We start from the raw sequence: 19,510 nt of genomic DNA on the forward strand, positions 1-19,510 counted from the left end.
CGGATGGTAGACCCGCACCCGCCCGTCCCTGATCCGCGCGGACCGTGCGACAACCTCAGGCGAGGCGCTCGGCGAGGAAGCGGTAGTGCACCGTCGCCATGTGGGCGGCCTGGGCGTTGTTGGCGGAGCCGCCGTGGCCGCCCTCGACGTTCTCGTAGTAGGTGACGTCCTTGCCGGCCTGGAGCATGAGCGCGGCGAGCTTGCGCGCGTGGCCCGGGTGGACGCGGTCGTCCTTGGTCGACGTCGTGAACAGCACGGGCGGGTAGTCGCGCTCGGGGTCGAACAGGTGGTACGGCGAGAACGTGCGGATGAACGCCCACTGGTCCGGGTCGTCGGGGTCGCCGTACTCCGCGGCCCACGACGCCCCGGCGAGGAGCTGCGTGTAGCGGCGCATGTCGAGCAGGGGCACGCCGACGATGACGGCCGCGAAGAGCTCGGGGTACTGCGTGAGCATGTTGCCCGCCAGCAGCCCGCCGTTGGAGCGTCCCTCCATGCCGAGGTGCTCGTGCGTCGTGATGCCGCGCGCCACGAGGTCGCGCGCGACGGCGGCGAAGTCCTCGTAGGCGCGGTGGCGGTCGGCCTTGAGCGCGGCCTGGTGCCACGCCGGGCCGTACTCGCCCCCGCCGCGGATGTTCGCGACGACGTGGACGCCGCCCTGCGACAGCCACGCGCGCCCGAGGGTGCCGGAGTAGCCGGGCGTGAGGGACACCTCGAACCCGCCGTACCCGTACAGCAGGGTGGGTGCGGCGCCGGTGCCCTCCACGAGGTCCGCCCGGCCGACGACGAAGTACGGCACGCGCGTGCCGTCGTCGGACACGGCGAAGTGCTGGGCGACGGTCATCCCCGACGCGTCGAAGAAGGCCGGGTTGGACCTGAGGACCTCGGGCTCCTGCGCCTCGCCGGGACGGTCCCCGAGCCGCAGGAGCGACAGCGTCGTGGGCGTGAGGTAGTCGGTCGTGACCAGCCACAGGTCGTCGGACGCGACCGGGTCGACGGCGCTGACGCCGACGGTGCCGAGCGCGGGCAGCCCGCCGATCTCGCTGCGCACCCACGGAGCGTCGCCCGCCGTGCCCTCGGGCGGCGTGAGGACGTGGAGGCGGTTCTTCACGTCCTCGAGCACGTTGACGACGAGGTGGTGGCGCGTCCACGTGGCGCCCGCGAGCGACGTGCTCGGGGTCGGCTCGAACAGCACCGTGAAACCGCGGCCGCCGGCGAGGAAGTCGTCGAACCGGGCGGCGAGCAGCGAGCCCGCGCGGTAGGTGGTGCCCGCGGCGTCGCCCACCGTCCAGTCCTCGCGCAGCTCGACGAGCATCCACTCGCGGCGCACGCCGACCTCGGCGGAGTCGGGCACGTCGATCTTCGTCAGGCGCTGCTCCGGCGTGCCGACGTCCTCGGCGAGGTACAGCTCGTCGGAGTAGAAGGCCTTGGAGCGGTGCACGAGGTCGCGCTCGAACCCGGGCGTGTGCGAGCGCCACGCCGAGATGTACATGTCCTCGTCGGTGCCCTCGTAGACCGTGACCGCGTCCGCGAGCGGCGTGCCGCGCGTCCAGCGCTTGACCACGCGGGGGTAGCCCGACGGCGTGAGCGTGCCCGGCCCGAAGTCGGTGTAGACGTAGACGGTGTCGGCGTCGACCCAGCCGAGCGACCCCTTGGCCTCCGGGCGGTGGAAGCCGCCGTCGGCCGGGTCGACGAACCGCTTCTCCACGAGGTCGAACTCGCGCGTGACGTCGGCGTCGGACCCGCCGGGAGAGAGCTCGACGAGCGCGTGCCGCCAGGGCTCGCCCGCCGCGAGCTGCTCCGGCGTCGGGCGCAGCACGCTCGCGCCGTGCCACACCCAGCTCCGGTCCTCGGCGGCCGCGAGCGCGTCGAGGTCGAGGACGGTCTCCCACGCGGGCTCGGGCGTGCGGTAGGACTCAAGGGTGGTGCGGCGCCACAGGCCGCGCTCGTGCGTCGCGTCGCGCCAGAAGTTGTACAGGTGGTCGCCGATGCGTGAGACCTCGGGGATCTTCGCGTCGGAGTCGAGGACCTCGCGGATCGCGGACTCGGTGGCGGCGAACCCCTCGTGGGTCTCGAGGGTCGCGGCGACCTCGGCGTTGCGGGCACGCACCCAGGCCAGGGACTCGTCGCCCTCGACCTCCTCGAGCCAGAGGTACGGGTCGGTGTCGCTGGTCGCCGGGGTGAGGGCGTCCGTCACGTGCTCGGTCGTCATGGGCCCACCCTACGGGGACGGGCGACGGCCCGCGGGGCGGCCTCGTCGCCGGGGAACGAGGACCGGTGCGGCGGGGATCGCGGGGCCGGTCGGCGTGGTGGACCGGTGCACCGGTGTGCCGGTCGGCGGGTGTCGGCGGCTCACGCGATGATGGCTCGGTGACCGAGAGGACCGACGCACCCGCCGACCCGACCGCCCCCGACCGTGCTGCTGCGCCCGGTGCCGCGGCGCCCGGTGCCGCCGCGCTCGACGAGGCGGCGGCGCAGCGCCGGTGGGTCGAGCTGGTCGCGCAGGTCGAGCAGGACCAGCGCGCGTACTACGAGCAGGACCAGCCGGTCTCCTCGGACGCCGAGTACGACGCGCGGATGCACGAGCTCCAGGAGCTCGAGGCCGCCCACCCGGCGCTCGCGTCGCCCGAGTCCCCGACCCAGCGCGTCGGCGGGCGCGCCGCCGCGGGCTTCGCGACGGTGGCGCACCTCGAGCCGATGCTCTCGCTCGACAACGCCTTCGGCGCCGAGGACCTCGCGGCGTGGGCCGCGCGCGTGCACCGCGACCTGGGCGTCGCGCCGGACGCGGGCGTCGAGTACCTGTGCGAGGTGAAGATCGACGGCCTCGCGATCGCCCTGCTGTACGAGAAGGGCCGCCTCGTGCGCGCCGCGACGCGCGGCGACGGCCGCACGGGCGAGGACGTCACCGCGAACGTGCGCACCATCGGCTCGATCCCGCAGCAGCTCGCCGGCGACCCGGCCACCCACCCGGACGTCATCGAGATCCGCGGCGAGGTGTTCATGGGCGTGGAGGACTTCGCGCGCCTCAACGAGAGCCTCGTCGCCGCGGGCCAGGACCCGTACGCCAACCCCCGCAACACCGCGGCGGGCTCGCTCCGCCAGAAGGACCCGGCCGTGACCGCGAGCCGCAACCTGCGGATGTACGCGCACGGCGTCGGCGCCCTCCAGTGGCGCGAGGGCGAGCACGCCGAGCTCGGGCGGCAGTCCGACGCGTACGCGCTGTTCGAGGGGTGGGGCGTGCCGGTCTCGCCGCACAACCGGGTCGTCCCCGGCCTCGACGGCGTGACCGAGATGATCGCGTACTTCGGCGAGCACCGGCACGACATCGAGCACGAGCTCGACGGCATCGTCGTCAAGGTCGACGAGCTCGCGCACCAGCGACGGCTCGGCGCGACGAGCCGCGCGCCGCGCTGGGCGATCGCCTACAAGTACCCGCCCGAGGAGGTGAACACGCGCCTGCTCGCCATCCAGGTGGGGGTCGGGCGCACGGGCCGTGCGACGCCGTACGCCGTCATGGAGCCCGTCAAGGTCGCCGGCTCGACCGTGCGCCAGGCGACGCTGCACAACCAGGACGTCGTGCGTGCCAAGGGCGTGCGCATCGGCGACATGGTCGTGCTGCGCAAGGCCGGCGACGTCATCCCCGAGATCCTCGGCCCGGTCGCGGCGCTCGCCGACGACGGGTACCCGCGGCAGGACTTCGTCATGCCCGCCGAGTGCCCCGAGTGCGGCACCCCGCTGCGCCCCATGAAGGAGGGCGACGTCGACCTGCGCTGCCCGAACGCCGAGTCGTGCCCCGCGCAGGTGCGCGGCGCGTCGAGCACATCGGCTCGCGCGGCGGGCTCGACGTCGAGGCGCTCGGCGAGGTCACCGCGGCCGCGCTCACCCAGCCGTACGAGCCCGCCGAGCCGCCGTTGCGCACGGAGAAGGACCTGTTCGGCCTCACCGTCGACCAGCTCGCCCCCATTCGCGTCGTCGTGCGCGATCCCGAGACCGGGCTCCCGCGTCCGAGCGACGGCAGGGGAGAGGCGGCCGAGGTGACGATGTCCGACGGATCGGTGCTCAGCGCGAAGGTGGTGCGCCCGTTCCAGAAGGTCGTCAGCCGGACCTACCCGCCCGGGTACGAGGACGCGACGGCCGCCGAGCGCCGCGCGGCCGGGGTGCGCAAGGACTTCCCGGTCTACGGGCCGTCGAGCACCGCCGAGACGCTCGTCGCCGAGCTCGAGCGGGCGAGGACGAAGGAGCTGTGGCGCATCCTCGTGAGCCTCAACATCCGGCACGTCGGGCCCGTCGCGGCCCGGGCGCTCGCGGACTGGTTCGGCTCCCTGGACCGGATCCGCGCGGCGTCGCGCGAGGATCTCGCGGCCGTCGAGGGCGTGGGCCCGGTGATCGCCGACGAGCTGATCGCGTGGTTCGAGGTCCCCTGGCACCGCGAGATCGTCGAGGCCTGGGCCCGCGCGGGCGTGCGGTTCGAGACACCGGGCCATCCGGGGCCGGAGACGATGGCCGAGCAGGCGGCGGCCGGGCCGACCGGTCCGCTGGCCGGGCTGACGGTCGTGGTCACCGGTGGGCTGGAGGGCTTCAGCCGGGACGGTGCGAAGGAGGCGATCCTCGCGGCGGGCGGCAAGGCGTCGGGCTCGGTCTCGAAGAAGACGGACTACGTGGTCGTGGGGGAGAACGCCGGGTCCAAGGAGGCGAAGGCGCGCGAGCTGGGCCGGCCGATCCTCGACGAGGAGGGATTCGTCGCCCTGCTCGCGGGCGGGCCCGGGGCGGTCGCGCACCTCGTCGCCGGGGGCGACGCCGCCGGCACCGCCGCCGGCACCGCCGCCGACGACGGTGCCGCCGCTCCCGGCGGTGACGCCGGGGCGCCGGACTGACCTGCCGGACCGGGCCGGGTCAGCGCGCGGCCCAGAGGATCCCGCGCTCGACGAGGGTGCGGACGGCCGGGATCTCCAGGTCGGCGAGCTGGTGGCCCACCGTGCTCACGAAGACCCGCCCGGCGCCCCAGCGCCGCGTCCACACGGCGGGGGAGACCACGGGCTCGTGCCACGGGTCGCCCTCGCGCGCCCGGATCGTCGTCGTCGCGAGCACGTCGTTGTAGGAGTCGGCGAGCACCCAGTACTGCTCGGAGTGGAGCGAGATCGTCCCGATGCCCGCGACGACCTCGTGGTCGGCGCGCTCCGGGACCACCTCGACCGTGTGGTCCACGAGGTCGTGCGGGTGCGCGGCGAACTGCCCGCCGACGAGCTGGAGGTAGTCGGTCGCGAGCCGGAACGAGTCGACGATCCCGCCGTGCCACCCGGCCAGCCCCGTGCCGTTGGCGACGGCGGTCCGCAGGCCGCGCATCTCGTCGGGCAGGATCTCGCCCATCGTCCAGCTCTGGAGGACCAGGTCGACCTGCTCCATGAACGCCGTGTCGGCGTACGCCTCGAGCGACCCCTCGAGGGTCACCTCGAACCCGGACTCCTCCAGGAAGGGGACGAACAGCTCCGCGGCCTCCTCCGGGGCATGTCCCGGCCAGCCGCCACGGACCACGAGCGCCCGACGGCCCCGCTCGGTCATGCATCCTCCTCGTGCATCGTCACACTGGTGCGCCGTCCGGTCGCCGTGGGCGTCCGGACGGTCGGGCGACCGCCTCAGGAGATGAGGGCGTCGATCGCTGCGGGAGACAGTACGTGATCGACCGCCATGGCGCTCGCACCGAGGACGGCGGCCTGGCCCCTGGCCTGGGAGGTCACGATGCGCAGGTGCTGCGTCGCGAGGGGCAGCGAACGCTGGTAGACGATCTCGCGGATCCCGGCGATGAGGTGCTCGCCGGCCTCCGCGACGACGCCTCCGATGACGATGAGCGAGGGGTTCAGGAGACTGACGCACGCGGCGAGGACCGAGCCGATGTCCCGGCCCGCCTGCCGTACGGCCTGGCTCGCCGCGAGGTCGCCGGAGCGCACCAGGGACACGACGTCGCTGCTCGAGGTCGCGTCCAGGCCTGTCTTCGCGAGGGCGTGGGCGACGGCCTGACCGCTCGCGACGGCCTCGAGGCAGCCGACGTTGCCGCAGCGGCAGGGCACGTCGGCCGCGCTCGGCACCGCGACGTGGCCGATGCGCCCGCGGCGCCCTGCGCGCCGCGGCGGAGCTCTCCGTCGGCGATGATCCCGGAGCCGATGCCGGTCGCGACCTTGACGAAGAGCATGTCGGTGACGTTCGGCCAGGCCGTGCGGTGCTCACCGAGCGCCATGATGTTGACGTCGTTGTCCACGAGGACGGCGGCGCCCAGGCGCTTCGCGAGGATCCCGGGCACGTCGACGTCGTCCCACGTGGGCATGATCGGCGGGTTGATGGGGCGACCCGTCGAGTGCTCGACCGGACCCGGCAGTCCCACGCCGACGCTCACGAGGTCGTCCATCGTGCGGCCGGCGGTCGCGACGAGCTTCTCGCCCGTCTGCGCGACCCATGACAGGACGACGTCCGGCCCGTCCGCGATGGCGAGCGCCGCGTCCGTCTCCGCGAGGACGTTCGAGCCGAGGTCGGTGACCGCGAGGCGGGCGTGCGTGGCGCCGAGGTCGACGGCGAGGACGATGCGCGCGCCCGGGTTGAACGCGAAGGTGACCGGCGGGCGCCGCCGGTGGAGCTCGCCTCACCCGCGGGCGCGATGAGCCCGGAGGCCATCAGGAGGTCGATCCGGGCGGCGATGGTCGACCGCGCCTGCCCCGTGACGGCGGCGAGGTCCGCGCGGGTGCGCGGCTGCCCGTCCCTGAGCAGCTGGAACATGTCGCCCGCACCGGTCGGCCGCGGCGCGAACTTCAGGAGCTCCTCCATGGGCACAGTGAATCACGAAGCCTCTCGTCGATCGTCTGCTCAGCAGGGTGACAACGTCGTCTTTTGCTTGACGATCGACAAAAGGTACCACTACGCTCCCCGGTCAAGGCGACACTGCGGTCGCCTCTCCGTCCGGAGGCCGGCCAGCCGGTCTCCCGTCCGGCGCTGGACGCCCACCGAGCACGCCAGGCACTGCGAAACCTCTCCGGCCGTCGCGCATCGTCGTCGCTCCCTGATCTTCAATCTCGCACCCTCGTGACTTTTGACATCACGAACGCGTAACAGTGCGGGCGTTGCGCATCTTCTGCTTGACGTCCGTCAAAAGGTCCCCTAGGTTCACGGACATGGTCAACGCAGACCCTCCCCAGCCGCTCCTGCACATGCAGGGCATCGTCAAGGTCTTCCCCCGGCGCGCGAGCGCTCGACGGGGTCGACCTCGAGATCCTGCCCGGTGAGGTCCACTGCCTCCTCGGCCAGAACGGCGCCGGCAAGTCGACCCTCATCAAGGTCCTCGCCGGTGCTCACCAGCCGACCGAGGGGCGCATCCTCCTCGACGGCGAGCCCATCACCATTTCCAACCCCGTCGCGGCCCTGAGCCACGGCGTGGCGACGATGTACCAGGAGCTCGACGTCGTGGACGGGCTCACGGTCGCGGAGAACGTGTACCTGGGTCACGAGCTCTCGACGATGGGCTTCTCCCAGCGTCGCGAGGCGACCAAGCACACGCGCGACATCCTGCGCCGTCTCGGCCACCCCGAGATCTCCCCGCGCCAGGAGGTGGGCAACCTCTCGGCCGCGGGGAAGCAGATCGTGTCGATGGCGCGCGCCCTCTCGCACGACGCGCGCGTCATCATCATGGACGAGCCGTCCGCGGTGCTGGACTCCGAGGAGGTCGCGAACCTCTTCCGCGTGGTCAAGGAGCTGACCTCGGCGGGCGTCGCGGTCGTCTACATCTCCCACCGCCTCGAGGAGATCCGCGAGATCGGCGACCGCATCACCGTGCTCAAGGACGGCAAGACGGTCGCGCAGAACCTCCCCGTGTCCGAGACGCCCACCGCCGAGCTCATCACCCTCATGACCGGCCGCAACGTCGAGTACGTGTTCCCCGAGACGGACGGTGTGCCGGACGAGGCGCCGGTGGTGCTCGACGTGGAGGGCCTCGCGCTGCGCGGCGTGTTCGAGGACGTCAGCCTCACCGTGCGCGCGGGCGAGATCGTCGGGCTCGCCGGGCTCGTCGGCTCGGGGCGGTCCGAGATCCTCGAGACCGTCTACGGCGCGCGCAAGGCGAGCGCCGGCAAGGTCCACGTCGACGGCCGCCGGCTGCGCGCGGGCTCCGTCGCCGGCGCGGTGGGGGCCGGCATCGGCCTCGCCCCCGAGGAGCGCAAGAGCCAGGGGCTGCTGCTCGACGAGCCGGTCTACCGCAACGTCACGCTGTCGACGTTCTCCCGCTTCGCTCGCGGAGGGTTCCTCGACGAGCGTGCCGAGCGGTCGGCCGCCGACGAGCAGGCGCGGTACCTCGACCTGCGCCCGAAGGGCGTCGACCGGGCCATCCGCACCCTGTCCGGCGGCAACCAGCAGAAGGCGATGCTCGCCCGCTGGCTCGTCCACGGGTGCCGCGTGCTGCTGCTGGACGAGCCGACGCGTGGCGTGGACGTCGGTGCCCGCGCCGAGATCTACGCGCTCATCCGTCGCCTCGCCGACGAGGGCGCCGCCGTCGTCGTCGTCTCCAGCGAGATCCCCGAAGTCCTGGGTCTGGCCGACCGCGTCCTCGTCGTCTCCGAGGGCCGCGTGGTGCACGAAGGACCCGCCGCATCGATCGACGAGCACCAGGTGCTCGACATGGTCATGGAAGGAAGTGTCGCGTGAGCGAGCAGAAGGTGTCGGTCGGGGATGCGGCGCAGCAGCCGCCGGCCGGCGAGTCGCACGACGCGGGGGGCAAGGACAACGTCCCGGCGTCCTCGTCACGCCGGAGCAGGATCACTGCCGGGTCCTTCGGTCGCAACGGGGGCCTCGTCCTGGCCCTCCTGGCCCTGTTCGCGGTGGGGTACTTCACCGCGGGCGACCGGTTCCTGAGCTTCAACAACTTCACGGTGATCCTCCAGCTCGCCGCGATCACCGGCGTCGTGAGCATCGGCATGACGTTCGTCATCACCGGTGGCGGCATCGACCTGTCCGTCGGGTCGGTGCTGGGTCTCGCGTCGGTGTGGGCGACGACGCTCGCCACGCAGGACATGGCCCGGGAGCTCGGCTGGTGGATCATGGTCCTCTGCGCGCTCGCCGTCGGCCTCGGGGCAGGCCTGATCAACGGCGTGCTCGTCGCCTACGGAAAAGTGGTCGCGTTCATCGCGACGCTCGCCATGCTCGTCTCGGCGCGAGGCCTGGCGGAGCTCATCGCGAACCGCCGGACGCAGATCGTCGACGTGGACTCCTTCGACGACACGTTCAAGGGCGACTTCCTCGGCCTGCCCAAGATCGTGTGGATCTTCCTCCTCGTCGCCGTCCTGGGCTGGTTCCTCCTGAACCGCACCACGTTCGGCCGTCGCACCGTCGCGGTGGGCGGCAACCCCGAGGCGGCTCGCCTGGCGGGCATCAACGTCAAGCGCCACACGATGTTCCTGTACGGGCTCTCGGGCCTGACCGCGGGGATCGGCGGCATCATGATCCTCGCGCTCACGACCGCGGGCTCCTCGACCAACGGCACGCTGCTCGAGCTCGACGCGATCGCCGCGGTCGTCGTCGGCGGGACGCTGCTCGCCGGCGGCCGCGGGACCATCGTCGGCACGGTGCTCGGTGTCCTCATCTTCGCGACGCTGACGAACCTCTTCATCCAGAACAACCTCGACAGCTCCGTCCAGGCCATCGCCAAGGGCGCGATCATCATCCTCGCCGTCCTGCTCCAGCAGCGTCTCGCGCGGCGCAGCTAGCTGCGCTCCCGAGGTCGCCGCCAGGCGTACCCCACCTCACCCACGGCCGGCGCCCGGACGCCGGGCACCGGCCACCACCGCACGACCGTTCCACCCAGTCCGCACCTGCGGGACCAGTATCGAAGGAGATCTCATGTCCGCACGCACCAGCCTGCGCCGCCGTTTCACGGTCGCCACCGTCACCGCCGCGTCCCTCGCGCTGCTCGCCACGGCGTGCACCTCGAACACCCCCGCGGACGAGGGCGAGGGCGACAACGGCGGCGGTGGCGGGACCAACCAGGCCGCGTCCGACAACGACGCCGCCGGCGACGAGGTCGTCATCGGCTTCTCGGCGCCGGCCGCCGACCACGGCTGGATGGGCGCGATCACGACCGCGGCCGAGGCCGAGGCCGAGAACTACGAGGACGTCGAGCTGCGCGTCGCCGAGGGCACCAACGACGTCGCCGTGCAGATCAGCCAGATCCAGGGCTTCATCAACGACGGCGTGGACGCGATCGTCCTGCTGCCGTTCGACGGCGCCGCGCTGACCGACGTCGCGACCCAGGCGATGGAGGCCGGCATCCCGGTCATCAACGTCGACCGCGAGTTCACCAGCCCGTTCGCGGCGCGCACCACGGTGCTCGGCGACAACTACGGCATGGGTGTGTCCGCGGGCACGTACATCTGCGAGCAGCTCGGCGACCAGCCGGACGCGGTCGTCGCGGAGATCGCCGGCATCGACTCGCTGCCGCTGACGCAGGACCGCAGCCAGGGCTTCGCGGACGCGCTGTCCGACTGCGGCCTCGAGGTCTCCAACCGCGTCGCGGCGGACTTCACGGTCCAGGGCGGCCAGGAGGCCGCCGCGAGCCTGCTCCAGGCGGCCCCGGAGATCGACGCCATCTGGAACCACGACGACGACCAGGGCGTCGGCGTGCTCGCAGCGATCGAGAGCGCGGGCCGCGACGAGTTCTTCCTCGTCGGCGGCGCCGGCTCGGCCAACATGATGCGCGAGATCCAGGAGGGCGACTCCGTCGTCCAGGCGACCGTCATCTACCCGTCCACGCAGGCGGCCGACGGCATCAAGCTCGCGCGTCTCGTCGCGCAGGGCAAGAGCATGAGCGACCTCGCGTCCTCCACGGTGCCGCGCCAGGTGCAGCTCTACGCGCCCGTCGTGACGGCGGACAACGTCGAGGAGTTCCTGCCGCTCGCGTTCGAGTCCTGATCGCGTAGCGCACGAACCACGTCGCGTCGACGGCCCCGTTCGGGCCGGCCCACCGTGCCCGGACGGGGCCGTCGGCGCGCGTACCGGAAGGATCGAGATGGCAGAGAAGAACGGCGCCTCGCTGGGCGTCGGCATGGTCGGGTACTCGTTCATGGGGGCAGCGCACTCGCAGGCCTGGCGGACTGCCCCCCGGTTCTTCGACCTCCCCCTCGTCCCCGAGATGCGGGTCCTGGGGGGACGCAAGCCCGAGGCCGTCGCGGCGGCCGCGGACCGGCTCGGCTGGCAGTCGACCGAGACGAGCTGGCAGGCGCTCGTCGCGCGCGACGACGTCGACCTCGTCGACGTGTGCACGCCCGGTGACACGCACGCCGAGATCGCGATCGCCGCGCTCGAGGCCGGCAAGCACGTGCTGTGCGAGAAGCCGCTCGCGAACTCGGTGGCCGAGGCGGAGAAGATGGTCGCCGCGGCCGAGGCCGCGGCGCAGCGCGGCGTCGTCGCCATGGTGGGCTTCACCTACCGCCGCGTCCCGGCGATCCAGCTCGCGCGCCAGCTCGTCGCGGACGGGCGGATCGGCACGATCCGTCACGTGCGGGCCCAGTACCTGCAGGACTGGATCGCCGACGAGGACGCCCCGCTGTCCTGGCGCCTCGACAAGTCCAAGGCGGGCAGCGGCGCGCTCGGGGACATCGGCGCGCACGTCATCGACCTGGCGCAGTTCATCACCGGCGAGCGGATCACGGGCGTCAGCGGACTGCTCGAGACGTTCGTCAAGGAGCGCCCGGTCGCGACCGACTTCGCCGGCCTCTCCGGCAGCGGGGGCACGGAGCGCGGGCCGGTGACGGTCGACGACGCCGCCCTGTTCCTCGCCCGCCTGTCCGGCGGGGGCATCGGGTCCTTCGAGGCGACGCGGTTCGCGCACGGCCGCAAGAACGCGATCCGGATCGAGATCAACGGGTCGAAGGGCTCGCTGGCCTTCGACTTCGAGGACATGAACCTCCTGCACTTCTTCGACGCGTCGGAGGACCCGGCGACGGCGGGCTTCCGCCGCATCGTCGTCACCGAGCCGCAGCACGCCTACGTCGGCCACTGGTGGCCGGCAGGGCACGGGCTCGGGTACGAGCACGCGTTCACCCACCAGGTCGTGGACCTCGTCGAGGGCATCGCGGCGGGGACGCACCCGGCCCCGACCTTCGCCGACGGGCTGGCCGTGCAGCGGGTGCTCGACGCGGTCGAGCGCAGCGCGGCGACCGGCGGCTGGGTCGAGCCGTAGCCAGACCTCGGGGCGGGGCCGGAGACGGCCTCGCCCCGGTGCCCCTCCCGCTGACGTGAGGGGACGACGTCCTGAGATCGACAGGAAGGAGGCCCACGGCACGCCCGGTGACGGGTGTGGGTGCCCGGCGGAGCACGGATCGTCCGCCACGTCCGGGACGGCAGGAAGGCCGACGACGCCCGTCCCGCGGAGCGCAGCACAGTTCCTGATCTCGACGAGGAGACCTTGTGAGAAACGTGCTAGGAGGATCGCGCGCGACGAAGCGCGCGGTCGCGGCGCTCGCCGCGACAGCAGTCGCCCTCCCTCTGACCCTGGCCACCGCGGCGTCGGCCACGGCCGCCCCCGGTGACGCGCTCGCCGCGGCACCCGTGGCGGCCGCTGCGGAGACCGAGCCGTTCGACGTGCTCGTCTTCAGCAAGACGGCGGGCTTCCGCCACGGATCCATCCCCGCGGGCATCGCGGCGATCCAGCAGCTCGGCGCCGACAACGGCTTCTCCGTGACCGCCACGGAGGACGCCGGCGCCTTCACCGACGACAACCTCGCCCAGTACGAGGCCGTCGTGTGGCTCTCCACGACCGGCGACGTGCTGAACGACGACCAGCAGGCCGCGTTCGAGCGGTACGTCCAGAACGGCGGCGGGTACGCCGGCGTCCACGCCGCGTCCGACACCGAGTACGACTGGCCGTGGTACGGCGAGCTGGTCGGCGCCTACTTCAACAGCCACCCGCAGAACCAGGACGCGACCATCAAGGTCGAGGACCAGGTGCACGAGTCCACGGCGCACCTGCCGGCGCGCTGGGACCGCTACGACGAGTGGTACAACTTCCGCACGAACCCGCGCGACACCGTGCACGTGCTGGCGAGCCTCGACGAGTCCTCGTACGACGCCGGCTCGGGCGCCATGGGTGCGGACCACCCGACGGCCTGGTGCCAGTCTACGACGGCGGTCGCTCCTGGTACACCGGCGGCGGGCACACGAACGAGTCGTTCGCCGAGCCGGAGTTCCTGCAGCACCTGCTGGGCGGCATCCAGACGGCGGCCGGCGTCGTCGACTCCGACTGCACCGCGACGCAGACGTCGAGCTACGAGCAGATCCCCCTCGACACCGACACCCAGAACCCGATGATGCTCGACGTGGCGCCGGACGGTGCGGTCTTCTACGCCGAGCGCGACGGCCGCATCCGGGTGATCGACCCGGAGACGAGCACGACGAGCACGGCGACGACCCTGCCGGTGACGACGGCCAACGAGGACGGTCTCCTCGGTCTCGTGCTCGACCCGGACTTCGCCGACAACGGCTGGGTGTACGCGTACTGGGCCCCGTCCGAGACGGGCGAGGACGGTCCGCACAACCGCGTCTCGCGCTACGTCTACGACGCCGCGACCGGGACGATCGACCAGAGCACCGAGCAGAAGATCCTCACCGTCACCACGCAGCGCAACACGTGCTGCCACGCCGGCGGCGACATGGTCTTCGACGGCGACGGCAACCTCGTCCTCGTCACGGGTGACAACACCAACCCGTTCGAGTCGGGCGGCTACACGCCGATCGACGAGCGCTCCGGGCGTCAGGACTTCGACGCGCAGCGCTCCTCGGCCAACACGAACGACCTCCGCGGCAAGGTGCTGCGCATCCACCCGGAGGACGACGGGACGTACACGATCCCCGAGGGCAACCTCTTCGACGAGGCCGCGGACACGGAGGACAAGACCCGTCCGGAGATCTACGGCATGGGCTTCCGCAACCCGTTCCGCGTCGGTGTCGACCCGTACTCGGGCAACATCCTCGTGGGCGACTACGGTCCCGACGCGGGCTCGTCGAGCCCGACCCGGGGCCCGGGCAACACCGTCGAGTGGAACGTCCTGAGCGAGCCCGGGTTCTACGGGTGGCCGTACTGCACGGGGGCGAACACCAACTACATCGACTACGACTTCGCGACCGGCCAGTCGGGCAGCGCGTTCGACTGCGGCGCGGGCCAGGTCAACGACTCCCCGAACAACACCGGCCTGACGGAGCTGCCGCCCGCGATCGAGGCGGAGATCTGGTACAACTACGCCGGCAACCCGGAGTTCCCGGAGATCGGCGGCGGAGGCGCCCCCATGGGCGGCCCGGTGTACCAGTACGACCCCGAGCTCGACTCGGACGTCAAGTGGCCGGAGTACTGGGACGGCAAGGCGTTCCTGGGCGAGTGGAACCAGGGCAGGCTGTACTCGATCCAGCTCACCGGCGAGAACCGTGACGAGATCGTCGACATCAACCGTGTCCTGCCGGGGATCTTCGACCCGAGCGCCGGGTTCTACCGGGCGATGGACTTCGACTTCGGTCCGGACGGGGCGATGTACGTCGTCGACTGGGGCTCCGGCTTCGGCGGCAACAACGACTCGAGCGGCATCTACAAGGTCAGCTACGTCCAGGGCAACCCGACGCCGATCGCCCGCGCGAGCGCGGACGTGACGAGCGGGCCCGCCCCGCTCACGGTGCAGTTCTCCTCGGAGGGCACGCGCCACCCGTCGGGCGAGGAGATCGCCCTCCAGTGGACCTTCGGCGACGGGTCCGAGCCGTCCAGCGAGGCGAACCCGACCCACACCTACACGGAGAACGGCGTCTACACCGCCCAGCTCACGGCGACGGACGCCGCGGGCGAGGTCGGCGTCGCCAACGTCACCGTGGTGGTCGGCAACGAGGCCCCGACGATCTCCATCACGTTCCCGGACAACGGCGGCTTCTTCGAGTGGGGCGACCAGGTCCGCTACGAGATCCAGGTCGACGACCCGGACGGGGAGGTGGACTGCTCGAACGTCGAGCTCTCCACGTCGCTCGGGCACGACGCGCACGCCCACCCCATGGACGTGCTCGAGGGCTGCGAGGGCTCGTTCCAGACGCTGCGCGACGAGGGCCACGGCATCGAGTCGAACATCTTCTGGGTGATCGAGGCGTCGTACACCGACGACGGCGGGGAGGTCGGCTCGCCGCTCACGGCGAACGACCTGCAGATCCTGCAGCCGAAGCTGCTCCAGTCGGAGTTCTTCACGTCCACCGGGCGTCTCGAGGGCTCGACGAGCACGGGCGACCCGGGCGTGCAGACCGAGACCACGGGTGACACCGCGGGTGGCGGGCTGAACATCGGCTACATCGAGCCCGGCGACTGGTGGGCGCACGAGCCCGTCTCGCTCTACGACGTCGACTCGATCACGCTGCGCGCGGCCTCCTCGAGCGCGGGCGCGACGATCTCGCTGCGCTGGGACGACCCCGAGGGGCCGGAGATCGGCAGCGTGACGGTCCCGGTGACAGGCGACTGGCAGGTCTACACCGATGTCACGGCCGAGCTGCACGACGTCCCCGAGGGCACCGGGACGCTCTACCTCGTCCAGACCGAGGGCGGCTCGAACGTCAACTGGATGGTCGTCAACGGTCGCGGCGTGACGGACAACGTGCGTCCGACCATCGACTCCTTCGAGGTCACGCCCACGTCGGGCACGGCGCCGCTCACGGTCACCGCGACCGCGACGGCGACCGACCCGGAGGACGAGGCGGTCACCTTCGCCTGGGACGCGGGTCTCGGTGAGGGCTTCGTGGACGGCACGGACGCGTTCGAGGTCACCTACGACGAGCCGGGCACGTACCGGCTCCAGGTCCGTGCCACGGACGAGCGGGGCGCGTACGCGGTCGAGTACACGACGGTGACCGTGGAGGCGCCGGAGACGGGCCCGGGGCTGTGCTTCGCGGGTCGTTCCGACGACTTCCTCGGTGCCGAGCTCGACGAGGACCGCTGGACGGTGCTCAACCGTGACCAGAACCTCGCGACCGAGGACGGTCACCTCGTCCTGCCCACGACGACGACCGACTTCTACGGGACCGACAACACGACGGTGCCCAACCTGGTGCTCCAGGACCTGCCGGACGGCCCGTTCACGGCCACCGCGAAGCTGACGCTGCCGGCACGCCAGCAGTACCAGCAGGCGGGTCTGCTCATCTGGGAGGACCAGGACAACTACGCGAAGATGGTGATCCAGGGCCGGTCGCAGGCGGCCGACCCGGCGACGCGCATCTTCCAGTTCATCCGCGAGGAGAACGCCCAGCCGAACGAGGTCGGCGAGTCGAACAGCGCGGCGCTCGGGGCCGACTACCCCGACACCGTGTACGTGCGGTTCGTCAGCGACGGCGAGTCCCTCCAGGCGGCGTACTCGGCCGACGGCACCGACTTCACGACGATGCCGCAGACCAAGTCCATCGCCGACCTGGAGAACGCGCAGATCGGGCTCGTCTCGCTCAAGGGCAACGGCACCGCCTCGCCGGTGCTCGACGCGCAGTTCGACTGGTTCCACATCACGCCCGACGACACGGCGCCGGCCCCCGGGCCCGACGACGAGTTCGACGGCGACGCGCTCGACACGTGCCGCTGGTCGATCGTCAACGAGGACCCGACCGGGTACCGCGTGACGGACGGCTCCCTGCAGATCGACACGACCCCGACGGACATCTACGGGACGGACAACCGCCCGGTGCCGAACATCGTGCTGCAGGACCAGCCGGCCGACGAGTGGACGGTCGAGACCGTCGTCGACGGCTCGGCGTTCGACCGCCAGTACCAGCAGGGCGGTCTGATCGTCTACGGCGGCGACGACGACTACGTGAAGCTCGACTTCGTGGTCGACAACCAGGCCGGCCAGGCCCGGGCGTCGCGGATCGAGCTGCGCAGCGAGGTCGGCGGGGTCGTGCAGAACCCGCAGCCGCAGACGGGCAACCTCGAGGGCGACGTCTGGCACCTGCGCCTGACCCGCTCGGGTGACACGTTCACCGGTGCCTACAGCGCCGACGGCGAGTCCTGGACGACGTTCGACGAGGCCGTGACGAACGCGCCCGCCGCGGACGCGCCCGTGGGCCTGTTCGCGCTGGGGGCGTCCGCCGACACCGGGGCCCCGGCGTCGTTCGACCGCTTCCGGGTGGTCGAGGACGAGGTCGAGGCTCCCGCGGTGACCGTCACCGTGCAGCCGCGCTGCATGGGCGGCAAGGTCTACCTCGCCGTCCGGGCGTCCAACGACGACGAGGTCCCGCTCGCCGTCACCCTGGAGACGCCTACGGCGAGAAGTCCTTCGCGGACGTCGCCCCGGGCTCCTCGGCCTACCAGGCGTTCGCGACGCGTGCGGCCGCCGTGGAGGCAGGCTCCGTGACGGTGACCGCCACCGACGCCGAGGGGAGGACCTTCTCCGAGACGGTGGACCACGCCGCGCAGAGCTGCGCCTGACAGACCCCCGGCGGCCGGTGACGCACCGGCCCGCCGGGCAGGGCGCTCGACGCGCGGTCGGCGACGGACGGACGGCCCTCGGCCGGGCCGCCCGTCCTGAGTCCGCTCGACGAGCACCACGGCGACCGCGAGGTCGCCCGGCCCCGCGCCGGGTACCGCGCTCCGGCCGGACGCCGGGGCACACCCCGGGAACCGACGAGCTCCCCGACCTGACGACCCCGACCCCTCCGAGACGACGAGGTGACCAGCACATGACCCGACACGAGACGCCGGACCCGCGCGCGGGACGAGCGGTGGCCGGCATGCGCCCGCGCGCACGGGCGATCCACGGCCTCGTCGTCGCGGCCCTCGCCGCAGCCCTCGCGCTGCTGGGACTCGCGGCCCCGGCGGCCGCGCACGGCGGGCCGATCGTGATCTCCGTGGGCACCGACGGCGCCGGCGGCATCACGGCGAACCTGACGTACCACAACGACGGGCACCCGGTCGAGGAGTCCGCGGACGTCTCGGTCACCGCGGTGTCCGACACGGGGGAGAGCGTCGGACCGGTCGCGCTGCGGTCGGCGTCCGAGGGCGTCGGCTGGTACGTCTCCGACCCCGGCCTCCTCGCGGAGGGCCACTGGACCCTCACCGCGACCATGACGACGCCGGCCGAGGCCACCGCGACCGCCGAGGTCGACGTCGTCCCGCTGCCCGAGCCGCCCTCGGACGACACAGCCGGCTCTGGCGATCCCGCCGGCGACGCCCAGGACGCGGCCGGCGACGTCGACGACGCCGGTGCCACGGCGGGCGCGACGACGGCGGGGCGACCGCCGCCGACGCGGGCTCCGACGACGGCTCCACGACGTTGCTGTGGGTCGTCCTCGCCGTCGTGCTCGCCGCCGCGGCCGCCCTGGCTGCCGTGCTCGCGCGGCGCCGCTCCCGCACCCCCGCCGCGCGTCGGTGACGCGTACCCGCACCGTTCCTGACCCGTTCCAGAACCAGCACGTCCGCCCGGCGACCCCGGGGGAGAACCGAGATCGACGAAGGAGACCGACCATGGCACGACCGATCACCCTCTTCACCGGGCAGTGGGCCGACCTGCCCTTCGAGGAGGTGGCCCGGCTCGCCTCGGGCTGGGGCTACGACGGGCTCGAGATCGCCTGCTGGGGCGACCACCTCGACCCGTGGCGCTGGGACGACGACGCGTACGTCCAGGGCAAGCTCGACCTGCTCGCGAAGTACGACCTCAAGGTCTACGCCATCTCCAACCACCTCAAGGGCCAGGCGGTCTGCGACGACCCCATCGACCAGCGCCACCGCGACATCCTGCCCGACGTGGTCTGGGGCGACGGCGACCCGGAGGGCGTGCGCCAGCGCGCCGCCGAGGAGATGAAGCACACGGCGCGCCTCGCGGCGAAGCTCGGCGTGAAGACCGTGGTGGGCTTCACCGGGTCCGCGATCTGGAAGTACGTCGCGATGTTCCCGCCGGTGTCCCAGGAGGCGATCGACGCGGGCTACCAGGACTTCGCCGACCGCTGGAACCCGATCCTCGACGTCTTCGACGAGGTCGCGTCCGGTTCGCTCACGAGGTGCACCCGAGCGAGATCGCCTACGACTACTGGACCACGGTGCGCACGCTCGAGGCGATCGGGCACCGGGAGGCGTTCGGTCTCAACTGGGACCCGAGCCACATGGTGTGGCAGGACCTCGACCCGGTGAGCTTCCTGTGGGACTTCAAGGACCGCATCTACCACGTGGACTGCAAGGACACGAAGAAGCGGATGCACAACGGCCGCAACGGCCGCATGGGGTCGCACCTGGCCTGGGCCGACCCGCGCCGCGGCTGGGACTTCATCTCCACCGGGCACGGGGACGTGCCGTGGGAGGACGCGTTCCGCATGCTCAACACCATCGGCTACGAGGGTCCGATCTCGGTCGAGTGGGAGGACGCCGGCATGGACCGCCTCGTCGGCGCCCCCGAGGCCCTCGAGTTCGTCAAGAAGTACGCGTTCGACGCGCCCGACGCCGCGTTCGACGCCGCCTTCTCGACGAAGTAGGCGCGCCGGCCGCCCTCGCGGC

Annotated in this window: 9 protein-coding genes and 3 pseudogenes; 9 read left to right on the forward strand and 3 right to left on the reverse strand. The window is 72.2% G+C overall.

The features are described from left to right. Window positions 1-55: 55 nt before the first annotated feature. Window positions 56-2,209, reverse strand: a complete 2,154-nt coding sequence (locus BJF88_RS17745) for a prolyl oligopeptidase family protein (protein ID WP_075829755.1) — start codon at window positions 2,207-2,209, stop codon at window positions 56-58. 158 nt (window positions 2,210-2,367) lie between these two features. On the opposite strand from BJF88_RS17745, the pseudogene ligA reads away from it, so the two are divergent. Continuing rightward, window positions 2,368-4,871 (forward strand): annotated as a pseudogene (gene ligA / locus BJF88_RS17750) (NAD-dependent DNA ligase LigA). A 19-nt stretch (window positions 4,872-4,890) separates the two neighbouring features. Here the strand turns inward: ligA and BJF88_RS17755 are convergent. Both BJF88_RS17755 and BJF88_RS17760 read right to left on the reverse strand, forming a co-directional pair. Then, a complete protein-coding gene (locus BJF88_RS17755; RefSeq protein ID WP_075829756.1) occupies window positions 4,891-5,556 on the reverse strand; it encodes a ThuA domain-containing protein in 666 nt (221 codons plus the stop codon). A gap of 74 nt (window positions 5,557-5,630) precedes the next feature. After that, window positions 5,631-6,810, reverse strand: a pseudogene (locus tag BJF88_RS17760) (ROK family protein). A gap of 444 nt (window positions 6,811-7,254) precedes the next feature. On the opposite strand from BJF88_RS17760, the gene BJF88_RS17765 reads away from it, so the two are divergent. From BJF88_RS17765 to BJF88_RS17800, 8 genes and pseudogenes are all read left to right on the forward strand, one after another. After that, the gene (locus BJF88_RS17765; protein WP_255372158.1) at window positions 7,255-8,676 is read left to right on the forward strand and encodes a sugar ABC transporter ATP-binding protein; all 1,422 of its coding nucleotides are present in this window, start codon (window positions 7,255-7,257) and stop codon (window positions 8,674-8,676) included. Next, window positions 8,673-9,734: an ABC transporter permease gene (locus BJF88_RS17770; RefSeq protein ID WP_083649265.1), complete on the forward strand. Its 1,062-nt coding sequence runs from the start codon at window positions 8,673-8,675 to the stop codon at window positions 9,732-9,734. Before BJF88_RS17765 ends, BJF88_RS17770 begins: the two co-directional genes overlap by 4 nt. A gap of 133 nt (window positions 9,735-9,867) precedes the next feature. Then, the gene (locus BJF88_RS17775; protein ID WP_075829757.1) at window positions 9,868-10,935 is read left to right on the forward strand and encodes a substrate-binding domain-containing protein; all 1,068 of its coding nucleotides are present in this window, start codon (window positions 9,868-9,870) and stop codon (window positions 10,933-10,935) included. A 97-nt stretch (window positions 10,936-11,032) separates the two neighbouring features. Further along, complete coding sequence (locus BJF88_RS17780; RefSeq protein WP_075829758.1) at window positions 11,033-12,205, forward strand: Gfo/Idh/MocA family protein; 1,173 nt, start codon at window positions 11,033-11,035, stop codon at window positions 12,203-12,205. Between the two features lie 227 nt (window positions 12,206-12,432). Beyond that, window positions 12,433-13,332: a ThuA domain-containing protein gene (locus tag BJF88_RS22680; protein ID WP_255372155.1), complete on the forward strand. Its 900-nt coding sequence runs from the start codon at window positions 12,433-12,435 to the stop codon at window positions 13,330-13,332. Further along, window positions 13,332-17,378: a PQQ-dependent sugar dehydrogenase gene (locus tag BJF88_RS17785; RefSeq protein WP_255372159.1), complete on the forward strand. Its 4,047-nt coding sequence runs from the start codon at window positions 13,332-13,334 to the stop codon at window positions 17,376-17,378. The genes BJF88_RS22680 and BJF88_RS17785 overlap by 1 nt, the downstream gene beginning before the upstream one ends. Before the next feature lie 325 nt (window positions 17,379-17,703). Further along, window positions 17,704-18,417 (forward strand): hypothetical protein, encoded by a 714-nt coding sequence (locus BJF88_RS17795; RefSeq protein ID WP_075829760.1) that lies wholly within the window; start codon window positions 17,704-17,706, stop codon window positions 18,415-18,417. A 70-nt stretch (window positions 18,418-18,487) separates the two neighbouring features. Beyond that, a pseudogene (locus BJF88_RS17800) lies at window positions 18,488-19,488 on the forward strand (sugar phosphate isomerase/epimerase family protein). Window positions 19,489-19,510 lie beyond the last annotated feature (22 nt).

Origin of the sequence: Cellulosimicrobium sp. CUA-896, from assembly GCF_001942335.1 — a bacterium.
In the GTDB taxonomy this organism is placed as follows: Bacteria; Actinomycetota; Actinomycetes; order Actinomycetales; family Cellulomonadaceae; genus Cellulosimicrobium.